A 5,083-nucleotide genomic window follows, 5' to 3' on the forward strand; every position below is an offset into this window, starting at 1 on the left:
TCGAACAGGCCGCATCGCGCGTTTGGCGGCGGACCACGAAGGCGCGCTCGTAATAGGTGTCGGCCGGGCCGGCGATGGCCGCCGCCGGCGCCAGAAGCGCGGCGACCGCCAGCGCGGCGGCTTGGGTCCGGACGGCGTTCTGCCTTATCGTCATGGGCCGCACCCTACGCATGAGGCGTTCCGGTCCGGTTTCCGAGCAGGGTTATCGATTTGCTACTGTCGAGCGACGTCTGGGTGGCCGCCCTGATCCGCCGCGCCGAGATCGGCGGGGCCTTCGCAACGGTCGCGCGCAAGGGCGACGCGCGCGCGGGCACGGTCATCGTCAAGGTGTTCGACACGTCGAACCGTCGCGCGAGACTCTATAGTGAAGCCTTCGGTCCCGACGGCGAACGCCTGTGGATGCAGCCGGTCGAGAGCGAGGTCGAGAGCGAGCTGGACGACTATCTCCAGCGCCAGATCCGCTACGATCCCGACCTTTGGATCGTCGAGATCGAAGACCGCGAGGGCCGGCACTTCATTACGGAGAAGGTGGAAGGGGCCTGACGCGCCAAGCATGGCGACCGACCGGTTAACGCCCGGCCGGATCGTGGGAAATCCTTAACTGCGTTCGCACACGGAACCTCAAAGGAGGGGCCCTATGGTCGCCTGTAACGGACCGAATGAGTCCGAAACGGTGATGGGTGTCCTCGATGCTGTTTCTGCTGAACGACGTGGTGTTCGACCTGGACGAGACCTGCCCGGTCACGCCCGGCGACGCGCGCCGGTTCGAGAAGCTGGGCCTCGACTATGTGCTGGAACTGGGCTGCGAGCTGTTCGCCGAGGACCCGCTGCTGCATCACTCGGACCCGCAGCGCGCCCGCCGTCTGGCCTGGCTGATCCACGACCGCTCGCCGGACGTGAACGCCGCCCTGTTCGCGGCGCCGGCGGCCGGCTGCGATCCCGATCTGGTCGAGCCGCAGTTCTGCGCCCTGCCCGAGCCGGTCATGCGCCAGCTGAAGACCCGCGCCACCAAGGGCAAGCTGGACGCCGTCGCCGCCGACCGCGCGGTCTGGATGCGCCTGGCCGCGTAACACGATCTTGGCTTGAACCCCCGCCGAGGCGCCCGCTAGGGTCGCGAGGGCGAAGAGGGGGCTCGGTTGAACGTTCTGCATCATTTGAAAGCCGCGGTTCTGGCCGCAGGCGTCCTGCTTCTGGCCGCGGTTCCGGCGCAGGCCGAGTGGCGACGGGCCGAAAGCGCCAACTTCATCATCTACTCCCAGGGCAGCGAGAGCTCGCTGCGTCGTCAGGCGCGGACGCTTGAGATGTACGACTACATCCTGCGCGCCCGGATGGGTCTGCCCCTGGACGAGCCGCCCGCTCGCAAGCTGCCGATCTACATGGTCGGTGGGCGGCCCGGTCTGCGCGAGATCCGACCCGATCTGCCGCCTCACGTGGCCGGCTTCTACAGCCCGGCGACAGAAGGCATCTTCGCCACGGCCATTCGTGATCAGGACATGGATTTCCTGCTGCACGAGTATTTCCACCACTTCAGCTTCCAGCACAGTTCGGCGGGCCATCTGCCAGGCTGGCTGGTCGAAGGGTTCGCGGAATACTTCATGACCGCCGACGTGCAGGACAGCACCATCCGGATCGGCGAGTTCAACCAGAATCGCGCGGAATGGCTGCTGGCCACCTCCTGGATCCCCCTGGAGGATCTTCTGGGCAAGCGAGTGGGCGAGGTCAGAGCGGGGTCGCACCGCGACACCTATTATCCGGTGGCCTGGCTGCTGACCCACTGGTTCATGAGTGACGAGACCCGGCGGGCGCAACTGGCCGCCTACATCTCCGCGGTGGGTCAGGGGGGCGATCCCGTCCGCGCCATGGAAGAGGCCACAGGCCTGACCTTGGCCGAGCTGCGCCGCAGCCTTCAATCCTACACGCGCGGGTCGCTGAGGATCTCTGTCTATGAGGTCACGCGGGCGGAGCCGGAGATCGCCGTCACCCGACTGCCGCGGTCCGCCGACGACCTGTTGCTGCTGGGCCAGAGGCTGAAGGTCGGTGTCGCCGACGATCAGCGCGCGGCCACCGCCGCCCTCGTCCGCCAGCGGGCGGCCCGACATCCCGACGATCCTTTCGCCCTGCTGCAACTCGGCCATGCCGAACTGCATTTCGGCGACCCGGTCGCGGGCGAGGCGGTGCTGACCCGCCTGCTGGAACGTGAACCCGAGAACGTCGAGGCCCTGCAACTGATGGCCAGTCGATACATGCGCCTGGCGCGCGACCAGGGCGAGGATCGCAACCGGCGTCTGGTGCAGGCCCAGGGCCATCTGCGTCGCGCCTACGCCGCCGACCCGGAGCAGTACCACACCCTGTTCATGCTGGCCCAGATTCGCGAAGCGGCGCGGGACTATCCGACCGAGAATGACCTGCTGACGTGGCGACTGGCCTATGATCGCGCGCCGCAGCTGCCGGGCATCCGGCTGGGCTTCGCCTCGGCGATGATGCATGCGGAGCGGTTCGATGAGGCGGCCGCGTTGCTGGAACCGCTCGCCAATGCGCCGCACGGCGGCGGCGCCGCGGAGGCCGCGCGGACCCTTCTGGAGCGAGCCGAGGCGCGTCAGCCGCCCCTGAGCTGGGAAGAGATCGACGCCGCCCAGGACGCCGCCGCGCGCCCGCCGGAACCGGCGCCCACCGATCCCTCAAGCGCGCCTTCCGGAGACGAGGACGCCGCCGGCGAGGATGAAAACTGAGGCCGAGCCCTAGACCAGCGTATTAAATACGATGTGCACGATCGTCGCGCCGACGACGATGATCGCGAAACCGAGCGTCAGGCAGATGGCGGGATGCGGACCGCCGTGGCGCGCCTCGGGACGGTCGTCGAATGGATGATGCAGGGCCATGTCCGTTCCTTCGTTTCCAAAGGCGGCGCCCGATTGCGTGACCAGACGTCTCGCCTGACAGGACAATGATCCCAATATCCCTTCGTTGCCAAGGGATAATCACTTTCGGTGACAGACCGGACCGGCGGAAAGCCCCGCGCCGGGTGACTTTCGGCCCGGTCCGCGCTAGGTCGCGCGTCCCATGTCCAAGCTCTCCCTGCCCGAGGAGGCCGGCCGCCGCCGGACCTTCGCCATCATCGCCCACCCGGACGCCGGTAAAACGACGCTGACCGAGCATATCCTGCTGGCGGGCGGCGCCATCCGCGCGGCCGGCGCCGTGCGGGCGCGCGGCGAGAACCGGCGCACCCGCTCGGACTGGATGAAGATCGAGAAGGAGCGCGGCATCTCGGTCTCCGCCTCGGTCATGACGTTCGAGCACGACGGCAAGATGTTCAACCTGCTGGACACGCCGGGCCACGAGGACTTCTCGGAAGACACCTACCGCACCCTGACCGCGGCCGACTGCGCGATCATGGTGCTGGACGCGGCCAAGGGCATCGAGCCGCAGACGCTCAAGCTGTTCGAGGTCTGCCGCCTGCGCGACATCCCGATCATCACCTTCATCAACAAGCTGGACCGCGAGGCCCAGGACCCAATGGCCCTGCTGGACGACATCGCCAGCCGCCTGCAGCTGGACCCGTCGCCGGTCTGGTGGCCCGCCGAGAGCGGCAACCGTCTCCGGGGCATGGCGGAGGTCGGGACCGGCCGTTTCCAACCCTACGCCAAGAAGGTCGCCGGCTCGGACGACGACCCCGACCATCCGGCCGCCCTGCCGTTGGCCGAGGCCGCGTCCTTCTTCGAGGGATCCGAACAGTCCGACCTGGCTGACGCGCTGGAGCTGGTCGAGGCCGGCTACAAGCCCTTCGACCGCCAGGCGTTCCTGGAAGGCCACCTGACCCCGGTCCTGTGGGGTTCGGCGCTGCGCCACTTCGGCATCGACGAACTGCTGAAGGCGATCGGCGAATGGGCGCGGCGCCAAGGTCATGAAGGCCCAGAAGGCTGCCCCGCCCGAGACCCGCAACGCCCCCGAGCCCGTCGACCTGACGGTCGAGCCCGGCTCGGCGGAGGTCACCGGTTTCGTCTTCAAGGTCCAGGCCAACATGGACCCCAACCACCGCGACCGCATCGCCATGTTCCGCATGGCGTCCGGCAGCTTCAAACGCGGCATGAAGCTGAAGGTCCAGAACACCGGCAAGTCCCTGTCGGTGAACGCGCCGATCATGTTCTTCGCCTCGGACCGCGAACTGGCCGAGGACGCCTATGCCGGCGACGTGATCGGCATTCCGAACCACGGCGTCTTGCGCGTCGGCGACAGCCTGTCGGAGAGCGGCCTGATCCGCTTCGCCGGCCTGCCCAACTTCGCGCCGGAAATCCTGCAGCGCGTCCGGGTCAAGGATCCGCTGAAGGCCAAGCACCTGAAGAAGGCGCTGGACGGCCTGGCCGAGGAAGGCGTGACCCAGCTGTTCCGCCCGGAGATCGGGTCCGATTTCATCGTCGGCGCCGTCGGCCAGCTGCAGTTCGAGGTCATGGCCGACCGGCTCGGCGAGGAATACGGCCTGGAGGTCATCTTCGAGCCCAGCCCCTACGCCGAGGCCCGCTGGATCGGCGGCTCCAAGGCCGACCTGGAGGACTTCATGGGCAAGTACCGCCCGCAGATGGCCACCGACATCGACAACGATCCCGTCTTCCTGGCCAAGTCCAGCTGGGAGACCGGCTACGTCGGCGAGCGTTTCCCCAAGGTGGTCTTCACCAAGACCAAGGAACGGGGTTAGGCCCCGTCCGACCAGACGACAAGCCTTTGGCGAAGCGCTGGCCGCCTGCAAGCCGGCTCCACCGTTCGGCGCGCGACTGAACCGCTTCGATACCCGGTCGTAGACGGGGTTGATCCTGCCGACGACCTGTGATCGAGCGCTAGCCGGCGTGCCGACGGGAGGATACGGGTGCGGGTTTCAGGGCGCCTGAAAACGTTCGTGCGATCGATTGGCCGCGCAAGCCTGCGCCGCGATTCCGATCCAGCGATCGCGACCGATCCGCACGGCGGCGAGATCTCTCCCCGGGTCCAGGGGCGTTCACGACCAGATCGCCGCGGCCCGAGCCGGGGGAACGGCGAACTGACGGGGCGCGAGCCGGGCTGAGCCGGCGGCCCCGGCGCCTACTCCGCCGCG

Annotated in this window: 5 protein-coding genes and 1 pseudogene; 5 read left to right on the forward strand and 1 reads right to left on the reverse strand. The window is 68.1% G+C overall.

Annotation, left to right across the window (positions count from 1 at the left end; genetic code table 11):
- Window positions 1-210 precede the first annotated feature (210 nt).
- The 3 genes from AC2W7C_RS13200 to AC2W7C_RS13210 all read left to right on the forward strand — a co-directional run bounded on the left by AC2W7C_RS13200 (window position 211) and on the right by AC2W7C_RS13210 (window position 2,729).
- The gene (locus AC2W7C_RS13200) at window positions 211-543 is read left to right on the forward strand and encodes a DUF1491 family protein (protein ID WP_486001851.1); all 333 of its coding nucleotides are present in this window, start codon (window positions 211-213) and stop codon (window positions 541-543) included.
- Window positions 544-689: 146 nt separating this feature from the next.
- The gene (locus tag AC2W7C_RS13205; protein ID WP_486001852.1) at window positions 690-1,070 is read left to right on the forward strand and encodes a hypothetical protein; all 381 of its coding nucleotides are present in this window, start codon (window positions 690-692) and stop codon (window positions 1,068-1,070) included.
- A 66-nt stretch (window positions 1,071-1,136) separates the two neighbouring features.
- The gene (locus AC2W7C_RS13210; RefSeq protein ID WP_486001853.1) at window positions 1,137-2,729 is read left to right on the forward strand and encodes a hypothetical protein; all 1,593 of its coding nucleotides are present in this window, start codon (window positions 1,137-1,139) and stop codon (window positions 2,727-2,729) included.
- A gap of 9 nt (window positions 2,730-2,738) precedes the next feature.
- Here AC2W7C_RS13210 and AC2W7C_RS13215 read toward each other — a convergent pair whose 3' ends face one another.
- Entirely contained in the window at window positions 2,739-2,879 is a 141-nt protein-coding gene (locus AC2W7C_RS13215) for a hypothetical protein (RefSeq protein WP_486001854.1), read from the reverse strand.
- A gap of 181 nt (window positions 2,880-3,060) precedes the next feature.
- On the opposite strand from AC2W7C_RS13215, the pseudogene AC2W7C_RS13220 reads away from it, so the two are divergent.
- Window positions 3,061-3,825 (forward strand): annotated as a pseudogene (locus tag AC2W7C_RS13220) (GTP-binding protein); the annotation flags it as partial.
- 76 nt (window positions 3,826-3,901) lie between these two features.
- Window positions 3,902-4,690 (forward strand): EF-Tu/IF-2/RF-3 family GTPase, encoded by a 789-nt coding sequence (locus tag AC2W7C_RS13225; protein ID WP_486001855.1) that lies wholly within the window; start codon window positions 3,902-3,904, stop codon window positions 4,688-4,690.
- Window positions 4,691-5,083: the final 393 nt, after the last annotated feature.

The organism is Brevundimonas sp. CURTG3B2_SDJG, assembly GCF_057364705.1.

Bases quoted from the DNA above. Each gene is read 5' to 3' on its own strand.
- AC2W7C_RS13205 (WP_486001852.1), top strand. From the start codon at position 690: ATGCTGTTTCTGCTGAACGACGTGGTGTTCGACCTGGACGAGACCTGC.
- AC2W7C_RS13215 (WP_486001854.1), bottom strand. From the start codon at position 2,879: ATGGCCCTGCATCATCCATTCGACGACCGTCCCGAGGCGCGCCACGGC.
- AC2W7C_RS13225 (WP_486001855.1), top strand. From the start codon at position 3,902: ATGAAGGCCCAGAAGGCTGCCCCGCCCGAGACCCGCAACGCCCCCGAG.